This is a genomic window from Firmicutes bacterium HGW-Firmicutes-1, assembly GCA_002841625.1.
Lineage (GTDB): Bacteria > Bacillota > Clostridia > Lachnospirales > Vallitaleaceae > HGW-1.
Map to the genome: position 1 here is coordinate 1 of PHAG01000020.1, position 22624 is coordinate 22624.

A 22624-nucleotide genomic window follows, 5' to 3' on the forward strand; every position below is an offset into this window, starting at 1 on the left:
TTCTTTATTTATGTTTCCGAACCCTTGAAATCGTAATACTGCGTACCAACTCAACTCCAGTGTTTATAAACGTTTCAACAGACAACAGGTCTCCACATGCCTTGAGTAGACAAAAATGATGACGCTAAGACCCATTGGTTTCTTGACGGAGAGGTATTTTTTACCATATATCTCTTACCATTTCTATTCTGATATCAGAAGTAGTGTTTTACCTGCGTGGTACCTATGTGCTTCTGATCTCTGTTAATCTCGAATTATCTGATTCGCCCTTCTGACGAATCAAAACAAGCTAATTAAATAAACTTCATTTCAAGATAATTCTTCTCATTGATTCTCTAAAGATCTCCAATTTTCATAGTATTCATTTAATTCATCTAGAATAATATCATAAGTTAATTAATCAGCTTCATCGTAAGTGTGCCAATTAGTCTTGCGCTTTAATCTAACTCTACAATATTATTTTCAATCTCTTTCTCATTTGAAAACTACATTTTCTTTTTATAAAGACATCCAATAGCTATAAGGTTTCCTCATAATATAAAATACAAAATACAATCCTCATCCGATGTTAATTTATTGAAAATTCACATAACGTGAAATTTGCACCTACTACCTTATTCCTGACTGATTTTGCTTGAAATAGTGCTTTATCTGCTTCTGCAAATAATAAATCTATAGCAATCGGTTTATCTGTTGTTGCCACACCAATACAAACTGTAACACCATAACATTTTTCAGATTTCTCTATTGTATTCCTTAAACGTTCGGCATATTTTAATGCGTCTTGATTATTAGTGTCAGGAAAAATAATGGCAAATTCTTCACCTCCCCATCGTGCAATTGTATCAATCTCTCTAGAATTTATTTTGAAAATTTCTGAAACCCGTTTGAGAAGCTTGTCGCCACCCAAGTGCCCATATTTATCATTTACTTTTTTAAAATGATCAATATCAATTATGACTAAAGAAAGTTCAGTTTTTGAACGATTTAGTCTTTTTAACTCAAATTCCAATTTTTCATATAAGTATCTACGGTTATATAGGTTCGTAAGTGTATCTTTATAAGCATAGTACATTAAGTTTTTTATCCATTTGCCACAAAAGATGCTCATAACAGTCAGAGATGCAATAACGCTCATCCAATAATAATCATGGAAAGGTGGTTTTATATTTTTATATAAAAAATAAAATATAGAACTAATTAACAATCCACAAACCCCCATATAAACATGGATATTTTTATATATAGCATCTCTCATATAAAACGGCCACCCCACTTAACTATTTTTCTTATTCATTTACAATTTTTCACTATAAATATCATAAACGTCTTACAAGCTTTTATAGTTACTTGTTTATTAATTATATTTTATACATAAAATCCTATTCTGTAAATATTTATCAAACAATGTTTAAGATCTTCTAAATAAACAATTAATTCACCTTTTTGTTGCGAACTGAGTATTCCACACTAAATTGATCCACCAATTCACGCAGGAAACTACAATATATGTTAGGAAGTGAATGGCAATCCCTCTCCACACTATCTGCGATGCTCTTCCAACAATTGTAATCGTATGCAAGTCAAGGATAAATCAATCTAGAACTAAATATAATTAAATAGCTGTGTTTCATGAAAATACTCGATTGGAAGACAATAATTCAATTTTTTACTTAGACTTAAGTTTATAACACTTACCTCTATTAATGATATAGACAAATTATAATATCAAATTTCCAAACTTATCTTTGGGGTAATCCGAGCTTTTTTATAATCAGAGTGTTCACCGGACGCTTTTGGAAACAGAAATTTTATCCAGTATTTTGATGTATATAACAATAAACATGGAATTGTGATTGAAAAACAAATAAGATATTAACGGACACGAATATATATTAAGACTATATAATCCTAAAAGCAACAGCATGTTGATTTACTATCAGCAGGCTGTTGCTTTATCCAAGTCATAAATATTTTAAAAACATATGAATTTTATTAATAGATTATCTATTTACCAATATTATCTTACAATAAAACTTACTAGAGAAAAATTTAAGCAATTTTACAAAACTTAATTATACATTTATTGAAACGCATCAGAAACTTCTTCAATGATATACTACTCACTTCTTAGAGCTTCAACAGCATCTTTTCTTGATGCAATTTTTGCTGGAATATGTCCACCAAGAACCGTCAGAATAGTGCTGATAACTACCAGCATAATAGCATGTAAGATTTGAAGATTAGCAACACCTTTTAATTCGGTCAAATTAAAAATAATCGAGTTTATTGGTATTGTCAAAAGTCCAGCTATGCTGATTCCAAGTAGTCCAGAAAACACACCCAAAATAAAGGTTTCTGCATTGAATACACGCGTAATATCTTTCTTCCTTGCCCCTAAAGCACGCAACACGCCAATTTCCTTAGTACGTTCCAATACTGAAGTATAAGTGATAATGCCTATCATAATCAAACTGACAACAAGTGAAATAGCGGCAAAGGCAATCAGAATAACAGTTATAGCATCCATTATTCCACCTGTAAGGTCTGTCATTGTTCCTGACAAATCAGAATAAATAATTTGATCATCTATATTTTTTCCATCATTAAATGCGTCTAAATAAGCAAGAACTTCATCTTTATCTTCAAAATTGTCAGGATACACCATGACCATAAAAGGAGTATCATTTCCGCCAAGATAAGATAAAAAATTAGACTTTGTATCTTTATCCATATCCTCCAATGACATGATGTTTTTATCGCTCAACATCTGAGCTTTAACAATTTCAGAATTGATTGCATCATCAATAACTATTTGAGTTAACTCATCACTGTAAGCAATGCCGGAACCAAGAATTCCTATGCGTACATCTTGTTTTTGACGAATAACTCCAACAATTTTTGTAGTAATGCTTTTCTCAGAAGCAAACATTTTTTCATAATCTTGACCTGGAAGGAAAGACCCCATCTCTGTTTTGACATAAAAATCATTATTTGAAATTATTTTGAACTCTGTACCAAGAATATCTTTAAATTTAATACTCTCGATATTTTCAGTGTCAAAACCAAGCCCTTTGAGTGTATTAAAGTCAATTCTGTTCTTTGCGTCTATTACAAGAACTAAGTCAGTTGCGCTCTTTGGATATTCTCCGGAGAGCAATTCATAATTTTTAATAAGATAGGATTCATCACCCTCTTTTAACTGCTTTGGGTATGACGAAAGACCAATGGCATTCATGCTTTGTAAATTAGCCATATTTGACATGCTTGAAATGCTCATACCGTCTCCAAGCGATGCCATAATATTAGTAAGCATAACTGGTTTAATAGTACCTTTAACATCGCGCAACATGTTCATGCCAACAATACGTGTAAAGCCTATACTACTGCATATTTCAGGATCTATCTCATTCAAATATTCAATATAGTTATCTGTGAGTTTATTCTGATGCGCAATACTGGTTTTTGCGGGATCATAAAGATACACTTCATCAGAATCAGCATATTCCTCAGTACCCATCATTTTATCTTTCATAAGATCCTGCATACTGGATATATTTTCTGCATCTAATTGAATAGGTGATTGAGATATTATGATAGGGAACTCGGACAACGCATCACTCTGGAAAGTATCTATTTGCGTTTGAAACCCTGTAGATAGGCTCAGAATAACAGCTATTCCTATAATCCCGATACTGGATGCAAGTGCCGTTAAAAAAGTCCTTCCTTTTTTGGTCCTTAGATTAGTAAATGAAAGCTTTAATGCCATTAAAAAGTTCATGCTAGTTTTCTTAAGAACAAAACTATCCGGTTTTGGTTTTTCTTGATGTGGATGACTATCTGCTATAATTTTGCCGTCTTGAAACCTAATAATTCTGTCTGCATATTGATCTGCAATCTCAGGATTGTGTGTGACCACAATAACCAAACGATCTTTTGCTACTTCTTTTATCAAATCCATAATCTGAATGCTCGTCACAGTGTCCAAGGCACCCGTTGGTTCGTCGCATAAAAGTATTTCAGGATTGTTTGCAAGTGCTCTTGCAATGGCAACACGTTGCATTTGTCCACCAGATAACTGATTTGGCTTCTTGTGTAGATGATCTTTAAGACCAACTTGTTCTAAAACCTCAAGTGCTCTCTTGCGTTTTTCCTCAGCGGGTACGCCGCTAAGAGTCATGCCCAGTTCAACATTAGCAATGATGCTCAAATGTGTGATCAAGTTATAGTTTTGAAATACAAATCCTATCGAATTATTGCGATAAGCATCCCAGTCTTGCTCTTGGAAATCAGAAGTTTTCTTCCCTTTAATAATCAATTCACCTGAATCATAATGGTCAAGACCACCAATGATATTTAAACAAGTAGTTTTGCCAGAGCCACTCGTGCCTAAAATTGCAACAAACTCTTTTTCACGAAAAGCAACACTGATATCGTCTAGTGCTCTTGTTTCAATCCCTCCAACATGATATGTTTTTTTGATATTTTTAAATTCAAGCATCCTTATTTAACTCCTTTCCTTTCATGAAGCCTCGCCTTAACAGTTGAAGCTTCTGCGTATATTTTTGTTTAACAATTTCGATGTCAGAAATTCTAAGAAAGGTCTCAGCAGTTGCGTCCCTGCAGATTGAAAAAAGAATATCAATCATATTTGACAAATCATCTTCTTCTCGCAAATCAAGCAGTTCAAGATTAATCCATGGCTTCAATTCTTCAAATATTTTCTTTTCAGTAGCATTTTGGGGCATCTTTAAGTAAAATTTACTGTTTACTTTAATATCAGCAAACAAATTCTTACAAAAGTTGTTTGCCTTTTCTTCTAGAACAAATTCAACTGTAAAATTAAGAATGTCTCTAATCATAATGAATATATCACCATTATTTTCATGCAAACTTATTTTTACTTGTTCAATCATCTGATTCTGGAATTCTAAAAGTATGAACTCAAGCATATCATTTTTATCGATAAAATATTGGTAAAAGCTTCCTCTCGGTATTTCTGCTGTATAAACGATCTTGTTAATTGACACTTCATCAAATGGCACTCTAGAAAACTCATCTTTAATTGCGCAAATTATTTTCCTCTTTTTTTCATTTGGTAAATTGAAAAAAGTGGATGTTGGCATAAAATCACCTCGCTTTGTGGTACACGTAATTATATATGACAACCTGTCATTTGTCAAATTAGTTTTTTAGTTCAACGTTATATGTTGAAATGAAAAAAAATAAATTCTAAATTTACTTATATAATTAAAAAAATGTACTTACATTCAACCCCCTCACAAATTACTGTTATCGATAAAAGAACAGTACTGTGGATGTCTAATAAGTACACTCTAACTTCACCAAGTGATGGTCAATAGAACCAAAAACTAAAACAGATGTGACAAAACATATATTTTAAAACAAAATATGAGCTTATGCATTTTATCAACTTATGCAGGATGAAACGCAAGTATTATAATTAACATTATTGGTACAAGTCTGTGAAACATTAAAATTGTTTTTTTATTGTTTTTATTCTTTTTTAACATTATACCAAGTATTCCTTGCAATCCCATTATAATCAAAGCAATCATACCGGTTTTACTTAAACCATACCAACTATATTGGAATATTACATGTATCACCATAATCACTATTGCCAAAACACCAAATCTAACGTGTTGTTTACTGAAAAACTTTATAATTGAATTAAGTTTTTTACCATTCTTTTCATTGACACGAATTTTCTTACCCCATTTTCGGTTTATGAACTTAAAAACGAAATTGCAGGCTGCCATTATAATCAAAACACCTGTGAACGTTCCAAGAAGTCCACCTATTTCCTGTATCATATTTTTCCTCTTTCTTTTATCTTATACTGAACGATTTCAATATTATAGTTTTCTCAAACTCCATTTGCAATTATTTTGTAGTTTAGTAAATATATACATATTTTTTTGAGAGGTCACTCTTTCTGTAATCCAAGCTCTAAAAATAACCATTCGCTAAAAAAGTATAAATAATAACCACACAATTACATATAACAAATTGCTTTCCTCATAAAATCACTTCTATCGATCTAATGATTGTTGACTCATTAACTTTAGAAATCAAACTAGTCCGTGTTTGTTTAAATAGCTAAATTCAATAAAATTCAAGATCTAACTTATTATTCATACCTTCCTGAAACCGGTAAATTAGCTTTACAGCATATAGATGACTACCATTTCCAAATACTTTATTTTTGATTTCCTAAAAAAGCAATCGCGATTGAACCTGGACCTGTGTGCGATCCTATTATTGGCCCCATTTCATTAATAATGACCTCTTTTACTTTATTGCACCTTGTAATCATCATTTTAAGAGACTCAGCATCTTTTAAACAATCTGCGTGATGAATAAAAACTGTTTGAATTTCATTGTCGAAAGCATTATTTTCAAATTTATCGAACAATGCTTTAATTGATTTTTTCCTACCTCTGACTTTATCAGATGCTACGATTTTGCCTTCATAATCCAGTTTAAGTATCGGTTTAATTTCCATTATTTTTCCAAATGCCGCATTAGTTGCAGAAATTCGACCACCGCGCTTCAAGTGTTCGAGATTATCTACAATAAACCAAGAATTTAAATTCATTCTCAAAATTTTCAGATTATCTATTATTTCTTCTTTTGTTCTTCCCATATTAAGCATTTCAATTACCTTAAATACGATTAATCCTTGACCAGAAGAAGCGCTCCGAGTATCAAAAACAGTAATATTTGCATCACTATTTCTCGATAATATTGAATTCCGAGCAATCTGGGCACAGTTAAACGTTTCGCTCAAAGCTGATGAAAATCCTAAATAAATAACATCATAACCTTCATTTATATATTCGTTAAAAATCTCTTCGAAAATAAAAGGTGTGATTTGAGTAGTAGTCGACATTTCACCATTTCGAAGCCTATTATAGAACTCCTTATAACTAACTTCTGACCCAAAATTATCTTTATATTCAATTCCACCCAGTTGGAAATAGAATGGTATAACATGTACATGATTTTCAATAATATATTCTTTTGATAATTCACAATTTGAATCTGTTATTATTTTTATTTTCATAAGGTCTCCTTTTGAAGAAATATTTATAAGATTAATTGTCAATCTTAATTCATTCTATTAATCACATTTTATAAATATTAGATAAACATCGAAATTCCCATCAATAAAATAAATACAATAAAAAACGGGCCATAGAATCTTTCCAAAGCTATTTTGTTTATCCGCTTACCTAGTAAAGGTCCAAGTATTGCACCGGTTATAGTTCCGGATGCAAGCAGGATCACCAGTAGCCAATTCAGAGTTCCAAATGCACTATGGGTTACCACTCCTGTAATAGCTATAAAAAATAGCACCATAACTGAAGTGCCCACTACCTCCAAAGAGGAAAGACCCATGCTGTACAGTCCTGCAAGGATTGGAGGCGTGCCGCTTACACCGAGCATACCTGACATTAACCCACCGAGTAGCCCAAATACCAAGCCTTTTACTATAAAAAGTTTTGAAATAGGCTTACTTTCATTAGCATTAGGTTCTTCGAATTGTCCACTTTCTGATACTTCTTCTTTGACTTGCTTTTTCTTTCTTGAAATCACCATTCCGGTTCCCATGACTAGAAGAAAAATCCCAAATATTATTTTAAGAACTTTTACCGGAATAATTGTGACAAGATAGGAACCAGCGACTACCCCGACAATTCCGCCTGCCACAAGTAGAAATCCTATTTTGGGCTTTACATTTCCTGCCCTGTAGTGACTTATTGAAGCTGCCAGGGTTGTCGGGATAATTGTTGCAAGAGATACAGACACAGCTTGATCCATTGAAATAGCAAACAATCCTGTTAGCATTCCAACATAAAATATTCCTCCGCCTCCACCCATAAAAGAAATTAGAAGACCTATGGCAAGTCCTGCCACAGGTAATACATAAATCGGCAAATGCACTTTTATTACCTCCTGAAATCGCTCACTAATTTTCAAACATAGCTCTGCTCAATGGAGCTATGGAAAGGTTCTTAAATTTCTTCAACTATCACTGATCATGTTTCCCCTTTTAAGAGAAGCAAATATTCCAAATAAACTGGCAATGGTAAAAAGTATAAATGTTACCCTTATGCTTTTTAAAAGCATATTAGGCGGTATATTTGCCATTGTTGATTTTTCAATATATATAGACATTATCAATGTTACCGCAGCCATGCTGACAGCCTGACCAATCAAACGCATAGTTGCAAGCACAGAGGAAGTAACACCATAGTATTTCTTTTCAACCGTTCCCATCACTGCATTAGTGTTTGGTGATGAAAATAGAGCCAACCCGATGCCAATTAGAATAAGATTTACTATAATCAGCCATAATGGGTAACTACCAGAAATAAAGGAGAAAATCAATAGACCAAGTGCAGTAATACCCATGCCTAATGAAGCTACAATACGCGCTTCTGTCCTGTCGGAAAGCCTTCCGGTAAAAGGAGAAAGAATTGCCATAATCAGTGGCTGACTCAGCAGAATTAAACCTGCAATTTGGGAATCGTATTTTAATACAATCTGGAGATATAGTGAAATGAGATAACCTATGGCAAAAGTTGCGCTGTAATTTATGAGTGCAGCCAAGTTAGATAATGAGAATGCAAGATTATCCTTAAAAAGCCGCACCTGTATGACAGGGTGCTCCGTTCGTAATTCATGATAAACAAAAACACCGAACATAATCAATCCCGGAATAATAATGTACTTTGCCCATGCTACTGAGGAAAATGCGGAAATTCCGTAAAGCAGTGAAGTTATAAATAAGATATAAAGAATATTGCCTGTTAAATCAGGTTTTTCGTCTTTTAACCCTTCGTGCTGTTCTTTTAGGTATAATGTAGCAAATATGCCTACAGCAAGACCCAGGGCAAAAACTATATAAAAAATTGATCTCCATCCCAGATAATGATTAAGAAAACCCCCGACTACAGGTCCTGTAGATAGACCTATATATGTAGCCGAGGTGGAAAAGCCTAAAGCGAGTCCTCTTTTTTGTGGCGGAAATGCGGAAAGCAAAATTGCTATGTTCGTACTAAAAATCATCGCACTGGCTAATCCCTGCATAATTCTGAAAATGATAAGCACATGTATAGACCATGTTAGTCCTGATAATAAAGTAAATATAGAAAACAACCATATGCCACCTATGAATATCCTTTTTCTTCCGACGATATCGGAAAACCTTCCCATTGGCAGTGAAAAAGCAGCAGATGCCAATATATAACCCGTAACTATCCAGTTGAGCAATATTGTACTGCTGTTGAATTCCGTGCCTATAGAAGGGATTGATAGGGTTATGGAGCTTCCCATAAATGTAGTCAAAAAAGATGTGACAATAACAACATACAAAGTTGTTTTTTCATTGGATATGTTTAGCTTCAAATATAGATCACCATATTCCTTCCGTAACATAGAAATTATTAAGCACATCCGGTAGCTTAGTTAACTAAATGCGCTTAATATATAAACTTTAGACTGTTTGGCAACAACAGCCTTAGACTCTGTTAGATTATTGATCGATTAAATGATGATGGTGTTAGGGCAAATGCCTTGATTCAAAAATTCTTAACAAATCATATCCATTGAGAATAGACGATGAGGAGTTCACTATAATATCCAGATGAAATTCAGCATGTCTTTCTACAGTAGTTTGGGCATCATCAGTTTCGGCTACAACAGTAAAACAGTGTTCCTCCATGATTCATTTTAAAGAACTTCTGGAAGTGAACATACTATCTACCAATAAAATACTTTTCAACTTTACTTCCTCTAACCTCCCATTCTTTCCATGGCAGCGAAAATCTTGGTTAACACAGTACTTGTTGATCTTTAGAAATTACTTGTGTCTTTCAGATAACAATTTGCCTCCAGCACCAATGTTATCCATACTGTTCTCTCTTATCAAAATTTGGAATGCTTGCTCCGGCAATTCCAATACTTCTGAAGAAGTCTGAGTCAGCTTAGCAACAAGCTCAGCTTTCTTCTCTTTACTAAGCTCAGGTCCATCAAACTGTATAAACGGCATATTTCCACCTTCTTTCATTTTTTAGTTTTTAACTATCGAATCCACATTTCCAAACCTTGTACGCAAATAGTCATAAATTAAATTTTCAGCTTTTTCTAACCCAAGCACCCCAGTATCAATGGATAAATGATATTGTCTGGCATCATTCATTTCAAGTCCGGTGAGCTCATGAATATAACGAGCCCGGAACTTATCTGATGACTCCATAGACTTTATAGCATCTTCGGATGAAACACCGTAGATTTCCTGGACTCTTTGTTTACGAAACTCCACATTGGCATGCAGATATATACTTACATGATTGGGATGATTTTGTAGGATATAAGAACTGCCTCTTCCGATAATAACTGCAGATCTTTCATTTGCAATCTTCAAAATGATATCCGACTCAGCTTTGAAAATTTCTTTATCAGACGGCATAATATATTCAGCCGGCGAATAAAGTACCGATTGGGAATATCCAATCGAGTTAATAATCGCCTGCCATTTGGAAATGATTCTTTCATCTCGCCATTCTAGATTTTCCGGCAGTGTTCCTAACTCTTCAGCTACTTTGTTAATTATTTCCCGGTCCAAATACAGCATTTTCAGCTTTTCTGCCAACTGGCGTCCCAAAAAAGCTCCACCGCTGCCCAACTGGCGGTTAATTGTAATAACCAAAGGTAATCCTTGTACCATTTTCACAACCTCCTCATTCTTTCTTTACAGTTATAATTTTCTACTATTTAAATTTAGTTCAGATTCGAATGCCCACTTAAGTTATGGACTTTTTAAAAAGAAATACCCGATGATAAAATCCCAAATAGCTAACTGGATTAATGACATGTCTTAGGTGACATAACTATCATTGATATTGCACACGAGGATAACTTAATCTCGGCAACAATCGAATCCATACCTTGAATTCCGATAAAATATACGCATAAAATTTACTTTTCGCCTTTTTCACGTTTAACTGATTGCTTCAAAGAGCAAAAGCAAGTCCTTCGTCTTCAGCAACCTCATATTCCAGCTATGGCAGCTCTGTGTGACTCTCTTTGACAAAATGAGCTGAAAAGAGCTATCCCAACGAAATGCATAATAATGCCATCCACTTATATTTATCTGTTTCATTTCTAGTCTTTCTCACAACTTGTTGTGTTGTAATTGTCTATTATTTCGAAAAGCATTGCCTGCGCACTATTTGAAGCACTTTCAGCCATATTCTTTAGCATCTTCGGGAATACTTCTTTCTCGTTTTCCGATAAGCCGGATGAAAGCATATTTTCCCATTTATTTAGCACATCATATAATTCAGATTTTATATTCAATGCTTTTTGAGTCAAATAAATCTTATATGCTCTTTTATCGTTTTCATCAATATCACGTCTGATATACCCTTCCTTCTCTAAACGTTTGATAGCTCTAGCGGTGGTTGCCTTATCAACTTTTAGGTACTCAGAGATTTGTTCCTGGCTTATTCCTTCTTTTTTATATAAGGCAATAAGAAAAATATATTGACCGCTACCAATGTTATACGATTCAATGTTCTTGCCAATGTAACCCTGTCCATACCGATATAGTATTGAAATCCATCGGGCAATTGAATGTTCATTTTTATCCACCGCCAACATCCTTTCATAACTTCGTTGCATTTTCAACTATGTTATATTGAAAACAAGTTGCTAACGCAACTATAAAAACAGAAACTATGAAGCAAAACTCGCTCCATGTTTAATATTCGCAACCCTATTTAGTTTCCTTTCACAATGCAAGTAGTTCTTTCTCAAAAAAAAATCATCGATTCAATATCAAAAGGGATAAAAGTGCGGCGACTACAACGTCAAATGAAATAAATGCCGCATTTTTTTGATTAAAGATTTTTTAAATCAGGAATCCCACATTCAGGTACATAATATAAGGTTGAACATATCAGAAACATCATTTGTGAAAAACCGAATGAAACTGACGGAACCCGAACGGTGGATGAAGGGCATGTAATGCTGAGATATGCTGCGGCAACTTGATAATGCAGGCTGGATATCACTATTTCGACTTACCCCATTTTCAGACCTCAGCAACCTTTGTCTAACAAAAAACTTCGATTATTCAATGAAGACCTGGCCTGCTGTTATCCAACTCTGAATTCAATTGATATCATATCTGGGTCATAAACGTAGAAATATGTGCTGTTCTCATCGGGTTTCCTGATCTCTGTAGCATTGTATCCCATATCGAGTGCTCGCTGCTGTTTTGCAACGATGCCTTCTTCATTTGTGAAGAAGCAGGCGACCAAACCTTTTGATGTACACTTGTCACCTCTGGATGCGCATACAAGTTCCACTTCAATCTCACCGCTCTCATCTTCCATGAAGCAGAGTGATGCCCCTCCCAGAGTCTCTTCGCCGGTCGTAAATTCTCTGAATGGTTTCAACCCAACGAAATCTTGATAAAACTTCTTCGATGCTTCAATATCCCTGCACATGATTGTCATTCTGAATTTTTTCATTTTAACCTCCATCAATTAGTAATGCTGAGTACGAGTGTCCTCCAAGTACAAACGAGTAGATACATACCATTATATTCAACATTATTACAATAATTATAATACTTATCTTGCAAATCCACAACATCAGACTTCAGGTTCGATCAAGAAAACTGAGAATCGCAGAGACCAAGAGAAAGAACTACTTGTTCTTCAACAGGAAACTAATCTTGAAAATTGAGAACCTGATTTATACTTAAATAAAATAGTGTCAGTTTAATAAAGTTTTAAACGCCTGCTTTACCCACTTCGGCATTCTAGTTTACTCATATTCCTAATATTTCTTTTAATTTGCTAACATTTTTCCTGTTTCCAAATTTAACAATTTCTCGTGACGCGCAATATTTGTCTGCCAAAAGTACAACGACAGTTTCTTTGTACCTTGGTAAGCTTATAGTTAAAGGCCACATATGCTTTTGTATGATGTCCTTTTCCCTTTCATTCAATTTGAAATATTTATTTGCATTTTGTAATGCAATAAAGGAATGATTAAATCCATGTAGTCCTTTATATGGTTTTTCTGTATGCCAGTCATACAAGAAAAAATCATGTAGTAATCCACCTCGGGCTGCAGAACGATAGTCAAGCTTCAGTTGCCTGCAAACCAGAAAACTAATATAGGACACATAAATGCTATGCTCAAGGCAGTTTATATCACCATGCTGTATAAAGTTTTTCATTGATTCCACCATCTCATGATTAATCAGCTCACTTATACAATCTTTATATTCTTTTTCAATCGTGAAATCCGAACTTATTTTTATCTTTGACTTTATCAATTCTCCCATTTAAAATGCTCCTCACATCACGTTTTAAAACATTCGCATTTAAAATTAACAATTGGGGAAATGCAAGAAAAATTCGTTTATACTTAATTATTTTCTCTTTATATTTATCCAATGTTAAATCCGAGTAGTGAATAATCACTTTCCTTAAATTCAATGCGCCAATGGCTGATACTAACGAATCAAAAATGAAATATACCATAAAGAATATTGCAATGTACATCTTTGTTGATTCAGGGAGTAAGTAAATGAATTGTTCCATAAATGGATGGACAATTTGAATTAATGCAAAGGCAAGCACGCCCCATAAAATGGAGTATTTAAAACATATATAGCCTTTAAAATTTAAAAAATTATCGCTGTAATCCCACCATTTTGAATGAAATATTTTTTCAAGTAAATATCCAGTTATGAACTCCAACGTGGTAACCATTAGTGTGGATAAAAGTATATTTTTGATGAGTGTAATGAGTGCATTTTGCTCAGAAATAGAAATCCAGACTAGTAAAAGAATGATTAAAATCGCACTAAATCCATAAATTGGAGTGAATGGTCCTATTAAAAACCCTCTGTTAATAAATTTTCTTTGTAATGCACTGGCAAATATTGTCTCCAGCACCCATCCAATGAATGAATAAAGTGCAAAAAAAAGTATAAAATCAATTATCATATTAAAGCCTCACTTTAAGTGTTAATTATTTTCCAATGTCCATTTTATAAGTGCCTTGATCTAATAATCGAAAAAATCAGTGCCAAAATAACTATTCCTGCTAAGAGAAGTCCAGCTTTGAGTGTTGTAATGGCGAGTGTAATTATTTCAGTACTTGCCATATCAGTTAAACCCAATCCAACGATCATTCCAGCGATTACTATACTGATAGATAGAAGTACTAAGCTTATTGATAACTGGCTAAATGACCTATCAAACTTTTGTGCATATCGGTCAGCCTCTTTCATTTTAAATTGCATTGTAAAATCATCGTGGTCAAACTTGTCTAGAAAATTCAATAAAACAGCTGGAAATTTGCGTACAAGATTACCGTAATCCATCGCACCACCCAGAATTTCCTTGCCAATTTTATCTGGTGAAATCAAAGTGAAAATTAATTTTGCTGCAATAGGTTCAGCAATTTCCAAGACATTTAGATCAGGATCCAACTTTTCAACCAACCCTTCTAAAGTAATAAGGGATTTAGCAAGCATAGTGAATTCGCTTGGAATTGTAATGTTATAAGAAAAAGCCAAATCAAAAATCTCATTGAAAATTTCACCGATTTTTATTTGACTCAAAGGGACTGATAAAACTTGGTCTCTCAATCGATCAATATCTTTTTCCAGCTTTCTCATGTTAATTCTTTCTGACATTGCATCAAGTTCAACAATTGCTTGAACAATCAGTTTACTATTTTTCAGCGTTATTCCCATCAGCATTTTCAGAAATTGGTTTTTCCTATGTGTGTTCAATTGGCCTATCATACCCAAATCTAAAAATGCTATTGTATTATTCTCAAGCACCATTATATTCCCTGGGTGAGGATCGCCGTGGAAGAAACCATCTCGTAATATTTGATATAAAATTGAGCTAGCTAAATTTCTCGCAATTATTGTTTTATCTAATCCTAATTGATCTAATGCTTCAAAATCTTTTAACGAATTCCCTTTGATTTCTTCCATTGTTACAACACGTTTAGTTGTATGAATCCAACTAATTTCAGGAACGAGCACATTGGCATCATCCTTGAAATTCACTTTAAAAGTTTCTGCATTTTCTCCTTCCAACCTAAAATCTAATTCATTCGTTAAAGTAGTCTCAAATTCTTCAGCCATTTTGCTAAAGCTATAAAGTTTTCCAAACCTAGTTCGATTATCAATAAAATAAGCTAAGTCTTTTAATATACCCATATCTAGCTCAATATTTTTCTCGATATTTGGTCTTTGTACTTTTACAACAACATCCTTGCCTGAAAGTAATTTTGCACGGTGGACTTGACCAATAGATGCTGCTGCTATGGATTCCTCATTAAACTCTTTAAATATGTTTTCAAGTTTATCTCCCAGCTCAACTTCTATTACTTCTCTTACTTCACTTATATGAAATGGTGCCACTGAATCTTGAAGTTTTTCCAGTTCGTTAATAATATCACGTGGCAATAAGTCCGGTCTAGTACTCATGATTTGACCTAATTTAATAAATGTTGGTCCCAATTCTTCGAAAGATAATTTTAGTCTCTCCCCAACTGACAATTTTGAAGTTTCCCTCTCTGTATATTCATTTGTTTGCTTCTTTATTTTAAGATATTTAAGGATGCCCAATCTGTCTATTAAAGTGCCAAATCCATGATTTGCAAATATCCTGATAATTTGCTTGGATCTCTTTAATTTTCTATATTTACTAACCGCCATCGTTTATCACCACTCATTCTAATCTCATTTATCGAAAAAAAATAGCAGAAATAGATTGAAAGAAATCCTGTCATCTATATCTGCTTAAATATTAATAAGCTCATATACCTTTTTAAATCTTAATAAAACAGACAACATAACTATCTTTCTTTTCCTAAAAAAAATACACCTAACATCCCTGGTCCTGTATGAGTCCCAACAATTGGCCCTAAATCATTTATTACTATGGCTTTTGCCGTTGTCTCACTCAAAATCAGAGATTTTAGATTCTCTGCATCTTCTACACAATCACCATGAGTAATGTATATCATCTGTTCTTCAGGTTTAATGGCACGAGTTTTAAATTCTTCAAGTAAAGTCCTAATTGATTTTTTTCTTCCTCTAATTCTTTTTACAACGTTAAGACTTCCATCATTGGAGACATTTAAAACTGGTTTAACTTCGAGCATACCACCTATAGCTGCACTGGCGGATGATATTCGTCCCCCCCGTTTTAAATGTTCCAAACTATCGATAGTAAACCAGTGATTAACCTTAAGTTTGTTTGACTCAATCCAATCTACGATTTCCTGTTTAGATTTTCCTTGTTTTAACATCTCGCATGCGTAATACACTAACAAACCCTGACCAACAGTAGCACTTTTCGAATCAACCACTGTTATATCTGCTTCTGGGGCTACTTCCACTATTTCATTTCTAGCTATAACAGAGCTATTATAAGTTCCGCTTAGAGCAGAAGAAAATCCTATATAAATAACTGAATCTCCTTTTGAAATAAAACTTCTAAATTCATTTTCAAAAGTATATGCAGTAATCTGAGCAGTTGTTGGCATGCTGCCTTTTCGTATTTCGTTGTAAAATGCCTTATAGCTTAAAGATTTCCCAAAATCATCTATATAACTAACCCCATTTAGTACAAAGGTAAATGGAATAACATGTACATTGTTTTTGGAAATATATTCAACTGGCAAATCACAATTTGAGTCAGTAACTATAACTATTCCCAATTCTAACACCTCTCAAATAAATGATTGCCCAGCTAAAAATATAAACAACATTTTAAAATCTACCGTTGTTACCTTTTCTAACTGGCCAATCAAAATCTTATTTTTTAAACTCGTTTATATCCTTTTTTGTAGCTATTTCTTTTTCTTTTAATATATCAACCAACTCTTCTCTTACAATCTTTCTAAAATCCTCTTTTCCCATGAGATCTTCTTTTCGGGCAATATCTTTTGCATCTAAAGCTTCTAGAATTTCATCCTTGACCATTTTCTTGAAATCTTCGCGTTGTTCCTCGCCTTTTTTCACTAAATCATTAACTAGGTCCTTTGCATCCTTCCTAGCAACTTCACCTTTATTCACTAATTCATCAATTACTTCTTCAATTTTTTCTCTGGAGTAAGAAAACAACCCAAGACCTATATTGATTGACTTTTCAACTAATCCTGACATAATAAATTACCTCTCTTTCATAAAATTATTCAAATAATATTTGCATAGCGTTTAATGCTTCTGGCAATTCTTCGTCTTTGTCAAGTAAAACCTGAATCCCTGTACCAAACATCGACCCCAAAATTAAACGAGACAAAGTTTTTGTTGAGTAGCCCTTTAATTCCTTTGTTTGAAAATCACAAAAAACATATTTTTCAATCATATTCGATAATTCTTTAAATAATTCACTAAGCAAACTGCTGAATACCGGAGACCAAATAGCTAAGCCTGTAAAATCATAGAGCAATCTAAAAAGTTCTGGATTATGCTGTAACATATTACTAAAGTAATTAATTAATCCTTTTGCTCTTTTCTGAGGTGAATTTTTTTGCTTTAATGATTCTTCGATTTCTTTTAAGTATTTTGTAATCATCATTCCTACAACTTCTTTATACAACCCCTCTTTGTTTCTAAAATAATAATTTAACTGACTTAATACTACTCCAGCCTCATCAGCAATGTCTCTCATTGAAACATTGGCATAACCTCTAGCCGATATACATGCATAAGCAGCTAATAATATTTTCTCCGACTGAGTTTGTCGATTTGTTTCAGTAAGCACAATGTCACCACCTTGCAATTCGGTCGTACGTCCGATTTGTATTTTTATTGTACTATTTTTTGATATGTTTGTCAACAACCAAACTGCTAATTTCTCGTTTACTTAACTTCCATTTAGAAAAGTAGAATGGTGTAATTCTTTATTACTTTATACTTACACTGGACTATACTATTAATCTCACCACATTCTGCGTAACAAGCGATGTTAGACAATGTATAACTATAACCATAAATTTGTTTATTTCATTAATTTAAATATGATAACTATTTTCACCAATTGTTGCTACACCAGCATCAATATCCACGTGAAATATTGGGTTCGTGGTTATTTTCAACATCATATTGTGGAACGAACCTGTTGTTCATAACTTTTGACTTTATAAGAAAGCTAATAATATAAGTTTTTTGCAATAATGCACTCCATTGTACTTTTTGCTCTGCAGGATTTTCTAAATGAATTCCGAATAACATTTTATCTTATTTACAGCTGCCAGGATGTTTAATATTGCTAATTTTAGTGAGGACATATTTTTGAAGGGCCTAATTTGTGGGGGGGTCTTCTGTAACATACCTATGTATCCGCTTCTTTTTATCTTATTATCAGTTTGATTTAATATAATTGAGAAACAAGGTACAAAGGAGTAAATGATTGCTACAGGATATTCGATTCCACTCGCATTTATACAAATCTCTAATCCAGAAAACTAGTCTCAGAAAGAGATTCTTAAATTTGATTATTGCATTTTCCAATAGTCCATTCACAGTTGACATCCTCACTTCCCCAAACTTGAGTATAGGATGTAATTCATCTACAACATTCTAAACTCCGCCTGCATGACAGATGCTTCTTCAGCATCCCAAAGTGCTTGCATCTCTTCTTTGGACGCCACTGGGAATTCTTTCGGTTCTGCTTCTCCCATTTGTATAGGTACCAAGTGAGAGATGATTTCTTGACAGAGATTTTGATCTGGGCAATTCATAATAAATCCGCCATAAATAGATTCACAAACTAGGCTGTCACACATATCCGTCATAATAATCTTGTCAGCTGCATAAGCATTCTTACCAATAAAATTGGCAATGTTCTCAGCAGTCATTTTAAACATATAATCCGTATGCATCCCTTGCTCTCCAAGTTTATAAACACAGGCATAGCCAAGGTTGCCGTCCTCCATCAATTCATATAGCTCATCTGTAGTCATATCATCTGCTCCATTCTTATTTATAAAATTATTAGCTATAGGTCATTTGCTTATCAATTAACTCTTGAAAATAGATAACCGTAATTGCATTGATAATTACGGTAGCCATGATTCTTATTTGACGAAAGAAAGCAACTGTCCTAAATAATCGGACGGTTGCTAATGAATTTTTCTTTGGTTTTGTTTACTGAGATTTACTTATTCCATCGACTAATCCTCATAACAATCCACTTCCTCAGTCATCACAATTCCTGAGTGAAATTGTATCGTTATCTTCAGCCCCTTATGCACCTTTATGCTATATATCAACCGCTTCACAAGTTCTTGGTCAAATTCCCTCACTTGTGGGTTTACAGTGGCCACAGCCTTGTCCAGTGCATCAACCCGCTCTGCATAGTTCTCTGCTTGTTTCTGTGCCCTTACAAGCTTTAATTTCGCCTGTTTAAGCTCATTGATTCGCTCGGATAAGTGTTTGTATGCATCGTCAAATTCATCGCTTACAGCGCCTTGTCTTGCGTTATCTTCGATGAGTTTGAGCATCTGCTTTTGCAGTTGATCTATCTGGTCATCGTATTCCGTTGTAACCCCTTGAGTACTGTAATTGCCTATGACCCGTATGACATTCTCTCTGAAGGTCTCTATAAAATCGCCACTGTTTTCGACTACTTTGTTGATGGCTTTCATAATGGCATCGTGGAGCTGCTCTTCTTTTAATGTGGGCGAGTTTTGACATCTCGAGCTTGTTCCATTTTTTAGCCTGTCCTCACATCGCCATACAGCTGATTTTTGTCCATATTTGGACCAGGTCTGTCTTCTATAAGCATGGCCACATTCTCCACACTCAAGCAGTTCGGTTAGTACGTACTTCGAGCTGTATTTGCTCTTTTCTTTTTTTGACTTGTTTGATTTCCTTGTAACCGCAGATTTGTTTAGACTTGCTCTTCTGGCCTTTTCCACCTGCACCTGATGATATAGCTCTTTTGGGATAATTGCTTCGTGGTTATCTTCGATGTAATATTGTGGCGCATAGCCCTCATTTTTCACTTTTTTCTTTGTGAGAAAATCGATGGTGTAGGTTTTTTGCATACACGCATCGCCGCAGAATTTCTCGTTGGAGAGCATTTTGTCGATTGTCCCGGGATGCCAGTGTTCAAGACCCGTTACCGTTCTGATATCGTCTTCTTCTAGTCCTTTGGCTATTTGAAGTATGCTTTTACCTTCTAAATATTCTCGGTAGATCCGCTTTACAATAATGGCTTCATTTGGCACAATCACTAGGTTTCCATCGTCATCTTTTGTGTAGCCTAAAAACTTCTTATGATTGACTGATATAATTCCGTTTTCAAACCGCCTTGTTAAGCCCCATCTTGTGTTTTCACTGATGTTACGGCTTTCTTCCTGTGCTTGGCTGCTCAGGATCGTAATCAGGAGTTCGCCACCACTTTCCATGGTGTTGACCCCTTCTTTTTCAAAAATGACTGGGATGTTCTTTTCCTTCAGCTTTCGGATATATTGAAGGGCATCCACTGTATTTCTAGCAAATCTGCTTACCGATTTTGTCAGGATCAAGTCTACTTTTCCTGCCATACAGGCTTCGATCATTACATTAAAATCATCACGTTTCTTTGTTTGTGTGGCACTCTTGCCATCATCAGCGAATATGCCTGCACACTTCCAGTTGGGATTGCTATTGATTTTCTCCGTATAATAGTCAACCTGAGCTTCATAGCTCCCTTCCTGTTGCTCCAGCATGGTGCTGACCCTGCAGTAGGCTGCTACTCGAAGTGTTTTCTGTTCTACTCGTGTATGTTTGTCATATTTAACTTGAGGCGGTATGATTGCTACCGTTTTTTTCACTACTGCCATTTTTACCATCCTTTCGTTTGTACTCAATGCTTATGTTGAAAGTGATTCCATTTATAAATTCCACTTTCACAAATGTCTCTTTATAGACTGTCATCTGTTTAATAATGGTTTCAAACAGTTCCTCATTAAATTCTGTCATGGCATTAATACCTGTTAGAGCCTCTTTTATTTTTTCAGTATTTAGCTTGTGATCCGCAATTTTTGAGCCTTCATAATTAAGCTCAGCTCTTTTAAAAATCAGCTCTACAAGTTCTGGACTTGAAAATTCACCGTCTTGCTCGAGTTCTTTAATTCTATTATCAGTCTGTCTGAGTTCGAGATTCATTTTCGGCGGTTCATCTGGTTGTATCTTATCAAGTCTCTTTTTTTGCCTGATCAAATGGTTCGTAGCTTCTGTAAATATGCTCTTCAGCTCATCTTCTGTGAAAAAACTGTTTCGGCATAAAACTCGGTTTTGAAAAATATAGTTTCTACATTTCCATTTGATTTTCTCTGAAGGCTTGCCTGCGTGTTCGACATACTTTTTATAGGTTTCTCCGCATTCACCACATTTGATTTTTCCGCTAAAAATGCTTTGATTTTTCATCGCATTAAATTGCTGTGATCTTCCAAGCTTTACTTCAGTAGCGGTTCTTAGGTCCTGGGCTTTTTTAAAGGTCGCCTCATCTATAAGCCGTGGGTAAAGCTCATCCCCTTGGTATTTAACATTCTGTAGTATCTTGCCTACTGAACCATGATTCCAATTGGGTTTCTTATTGGCATTGAGGATACCTCGCTCTGTCATTTTTTTTGCAATGGCTTTCAATGATTTCTCTTTGATATAGTCTATGAATATCGATTTAACTATTTCTGCTTGCTCTTCATTTATTTCTATTTGTCCATTTACCATTTTGTATCCCATGGGCATATGCCGCTGCATCATGTATCCTCACCACCTTTACTGATACGCTCTGTTAATTTAAGTCCATTGATCAGCTTGAAAGTGATGGTCCCGCTTTGTCCTATAAGCACCTGATCCACCGTATGGGCAAGTAGGTTCTCGTCATAGGTATCCATGATTTCAGGATTGTATTTGATAATTTCAAGGAGCCTTATGGTTCCTTCAATCTCTTTTTCAAATCCGTTTGAATCGAGGAACCCATTCCTCTTTTTCTTTGTTTCTTCAATCTCGATATTTAGTTCATTTTGCTTTTGTATAAAAAGAGCAGAGTCCATATATCCCTTTTGCACTACTCGGCTCAGGATATGGCTCTGCTCAGTCAGTTCCATAATTTTGTGATTTAAGTTTTCGATATCATCTTCTTGCGCTTTACAGGTTCTCAGATTTTTTAGGGAGTCTAGCAGTGGTATTAGGATATAGGTATAATTACTGACTAGCTTGTTCCACATGGTAAGATATGCGCTTTTGATAATATCTTCCCGCATGCCCTTCGTCCTGCATTCTTCCTTGTTGTTAAGATGATTTATACAACTCCACTGGATTTTTTCAAAAGGTTTCCCAATGTATAATTTTTGCCTTCTAAAGGTTCCACCACATTCCTCGCAGATGATTTTGCTACTTAGCTCATAACGGTTATTGTACTTTTCACCGTCATCCACGCCCATCTGTTTTCTGCGGTATTCATAGATTTCACGAACCATTATTCCTTGTTCTCTGGTGATAATCGGTTCATGATTGTCCTTAATAAAAAACTGAGGCATCTCTCCA

At 34.5% G+C, this 22624-nt stretch carries 21 protein-coding genes; all 21 read right to left on the bottom strand.

What is annotated here, in order from left to right:
- Nucleotides 1-568 precede the first annotated feature (568 nt).
- Nucleotides 569-1258, bottom strand: a complete 690-nt coding sequence (locus CVU84_17085; protein PKM93162.1) for a GGDEF domain-containing protein — start codon at nucleotides 1256-1258, stop codon at nucleotides 569-571.
- Between the two features lie 861 nt (nucleotides 1259-2119).
- Nucleotides 2120-4501 carry a sulfate ABC transporter ATP-binding protein gene (locus CVU84_17090; GenBank protein ID PKM93163.1) on the bottom strand — a complete coding sequence of 794 codons (2382 nt, stop codon included), beginning with the start codon at nucleotides 4499-4501 and terminating at the stop codon, nucleotides 2120-2122.
- Nucleotides 4494-5126, bottom strand: a complete 633-nt coding sequence (locus CVU84_17095) for a hypothetical protein (GenBank protein ID PKM93164.1) — start codon at nucleotides 5124-5126, stop codon at nucleotides 4494-4496. Before CVU84_17095 ends, CVU84_17090 begins: the two co-directional genes overlap by 8 nt.
- A gap of 309 nt (nucleotides 5127-5435) precedes the next feature.
- Nucleotides 5436-5837 carry a hypothetical protein gene (locus tag CVU84_17100; GenBank protein PKM93165.1) on the bottom strand — a complete coding sequence of 134 codons (402 nt, stop codon included), beginning with the start codon at nucleotides 5835-5837 and terminating at the stop codon, nucleotides 5436-5438.
- A 386-nt stretch (nucleotides 5838-6223) separates the two neighbouring features.
- Entirely contained in the window at nucleotides 6224-7090 is an 867-nt protein-coding gene (locus tag CVU84_17105; protein PKM93166.1) for a fatty acid-binding protein DegV, read from the bottom strand.
- Nucleotides 7091-7167: 77 nt separating this feature from the next.
- A complete protein-coding gene (locus tag CVU84_17110) occupies nucleotides 7168-7971 on the bottom strand; it encodes a sulfite exporter TauE/SafE family protein (protein ID PKM93167.1) in 804 nt (267 codons plus the stop codon).
- A gap of 81 nt (nucleotides 7972-8052) precedes the next feature.
- A complete protein-coding gene (locus CVU84_17115) occupies nucleotides 8053-9468 on the bottom strand; it encodes an MFS transporter (GenBank protein PKM93168.1) in 1416 nt (471 codons plus the stop codon).
- A 424-nt stretch (nucleotides 9469-9892) separates the two neighbouring features.
- Nucleotides 9893-10081, bottom strand: coding sequence for a 4-oxalocrotonate tautomerase (locus CVU84_17120; GenBank protein ID PKM93169.1), 189 nt, complete (start codon nucleotides 10079-10081; stop codon nucleotides 9893-9895).
- 21 nt (nucleotides 10082-10102) lie between these two features.
- Complete coding sequence (locus tag CVU84_17125) at nucleotides 10103-10759, bottom strand: cytidylate kinase-like family protein (GenBank protein PKM93170.1); 657 nt, start codon at nucleotides 10757-10759, stop codon at nucleotides 10103-10105.
- Nucleotides 10760-11196: 437 nt separating this feature from the next.
- On the bottom strand, nucleotides 11197-11694 hold the full coding sequence (locus tag CVU84_17130) for a MarR family transcriptional regulator (GenBank protein PKM93171.1): 498 nt from the start codon (nucleotides 11692-11694) through the stop codon (nucleotides 11197-11199).
- Nucleotides 11695-12191: 497 nt separating this feature from the next.
- A complete protein-coding gene (locus tag CVU84_17135) occupies nucleotides 12192-12581 on the bottom strand; it encodes a hypothetical protein (protein PKM93172.1) in 390 nt (129 codons plus the stop codon).
- A 290-nt stretch (nucleotides 12582-12871) separates the two neighbouring features.
- Nucleotides 12872-13393, bottom strand: coding sequence for an HD family phosphohydrolase (locus CVU84_17140; protein PKM93173.1), 522 nt, complete (start codon nucleotides 13391-13393; stop codon nucleotides 12872-12874).
- Entirely contained in the window at nucleotides 13341-14060 is a 720-nt protein-coding gene (locus tag CVU84_17145; protein PKM93174.1) for a hypothetical protein, read from the bottom strand. The genes CVU84_17140 and CVU84_17145 overlap by 53 nt, the downstream gene beginning before the upstream one ends.
- 44 nt (nucleotides 14061-14104) lie before the next feature.
- Entirely contained in the window at nucleotides 14105-15793 is a 1689-nt protein-coding gene (gene ubiB, locus CVU84_17150) for a 2-polyprenylphenol 6-hydroxylase (protein PKM93175.1), read from the bottom strand.
- A gap of 140 nt (nucleotides 15794-15933) precedes the next feature.
- Nucleotides 15934-16800: a fatty acid-binding protein DegV gene (locus tag CVU84_17155; GenBank protein ID PKM93176.1), complete on the bottom strand. Its 867-nt coding sequence runs from the start codon at nucleotides 16798-16800 to the stop codon at nucleotides 15934-15936.
- Nucleotides 16801-16897: 97 nt separating this feature from the next.
- Entirely contained in the window at nucleotides 16898-17248 is a 351-nt protein-coding gene (locus CVU84_17160; GenBank protein PKM93177.1) for a hypothetical protein, read from the bottom strand.
- 25 nt (nucleotides 17249-17273) lie between these two features.
- On the bottom strand, nucleotides 17274-17849 hold the full coding sequence (locus CVU84_17165) for a TetR/AcrR family transcriptional regulator (protein ID PKM93178.1): 576 nt from the start codon (nucleotides 17847-17849) through the stop codon (nucleotides 17274-17276).
- An 808-nt stretch (nucleotides 17850-18657) separates the two neighbouring features.
- A complete protein-coding gene (locus tag CVU84_17170) occupies nucleotides 18658-19050 on the bottom strand; it encodes a resolvase (protein PKM93179.1) in 393 nt (130 codons plus the stop codon).
- Nucleotides 19051-19260: 210 nt separating this feature from the next.
- Nucleotides 19261-20916: a recombinase family protein gene (locus CVU84_17175; protein ID PKM93180.1), complete on the bottom strand. Its 1656-nt coding sequence runs from the start codon at nucleotides 20914-20916 to the stop codon at nucleotides 19261-19263.
- Nucleotides 20870-21838: a recombinase gene (locus CVU84_17180; GenBank protein PKM93181.1), complete on the bottom strand. Its 969-nt coding sequence runs from the start codon at nucleotides 21836-21838 to the stop codon at nucleotides 20870-20872. Before CVU84_17180 ends, CVU84_17175 begins: the two co-directional genes overlap by 47 nt.
- Nucleotides 21835-22624: recombinase family protein (locus CVU84_17185; GenBank protein ID PKM93182.1), on the bottom strand; the 790-nt coding region annotated here is incomplete at its 5' end. The genes CVU84_17185 and CVU84_17180, both read right to left, overlap by 4 nt.